The following is a 1,100-nucleotide window of genomic DNA, read 5'->3' as shown; positions in this document are numbered from 1 at the left end:
GATATTCGTCGAGCGTCATGCCGCTGCCTCGCGGGTGAGGAACATGCAGGTGTTGGCAAGTTCGAAAACGATCTCGCCCTTCTGGTTCACCAGTTCGGCCCGCCAGCTGACGAAGCCGAGCGTCGGTTTCGAGCGTGACAGGCGCTTGGACAGGATGGTCAGTTTGCCGTTCAGCGTGTCGCGTGCCAGCACCGGCCGTTTCCATTTCGCATAGTCGATGCCCGGCGCGCCTTGCGAGGTCGAGTCGAGCAGGAAAGCGTCGCACAGCATGCGCATGAACATCGAGCAGGTGTGCCAGCCCGACGCCGATAGCCCGCCCAGGATGCTCGCCTTGCCGGCTTCTTCGTCGAGATGAAACGGCTGCGCGTCGAACTCCGAGGCGAATTCGACGATCTCATCTGCGCTGACGATCTTGGTGCCGAGGTCCAGCACGGCGCCCTCGCCAAAATCCTCATAGGCCCATTTCTTGGCGCTCATCGGAAATCCTGTTCAAGATTGTACGATTATCATGAACCTGCGTGACGTCGCCCGCAAGGCACGGCCAAGGCTTAACTATTGGCTCACAGCCAGCCGCGGCGGCGGAAATACCAATAGGGCAGGATCGCCGAGACGACCATCATGCCGAGCGCGAAGGGGTAGCCGAACAGCCATTTCAGCTCCGGCATCAGTTCGAAATTCATGCCGTAGATCGAGGCCACGAGCGTGGGCGGCAGGAACACGACCGCTGCCACTGAAACGATCTTGATGATGCCGTTCTGCTCGATGTTGATCATGCCGAGCGTGGCATCGAGCAGAAAGGTGATTTTCTGCGACAGGAAATTGGCGTGGTCGGTGAGCGACAGCACGTCGCGCGACAAGGTCTTGACGTGTGCCTTGGCATCCTTGCCGTTCTTGCCCAGGCCAACGGCATTGGCAAGAAAACCCGACAGGCGCTGCAGAGAGGTCAGGCTGTCGCGGATGTCGGAGGTCAGCGTTTCCTTGCGGCCGATATCCTTGAGCAGGCGCTGGAAGTCGCGGTCGCGCTTCGAGGCCTTGGTGGCGGTCGGGTTGAAGATGTCCTTGGAGATCGCCTCCACACCACGCGAAGCACGCTCCAAGAC

The 1,100-nt window shown here is 60.3% G+C and carries 2 protein-coding genes; both read right to left on the bottom strand.

All coding sequences use genetic code 11. From position 1 onward, the window contains the following. Positions 1-15 precede the first annotated feature (15 nt). Complete coding sequence (locus tag AC1DUU_RS32670; protein WP_476787426.1) at positions 16-477, bottom strand: MaoC family dehydratase; 462 nt, start codon at positions 475-477, stop codon at positions 16-18. Between the two features lie 83 nt (positions 478-560). Then, positions 561-1,100, bottom strand: a 540-nt coding sequence (locus AC1DUU_RS32665; protein ID WP_476787425.1) for a CorA family divalent cation transporter, incomplete at its 5' end; no start/stop codon positions are given.

This window comes from Aminobacter sp. P4_H6_2 (assembly GCF_056400805.1).
The sequence above is the reverse complement of the archived record's forward strand: the minus strand, read 5'-3'. Positions and strand labels throughout refer to the sequence as shown.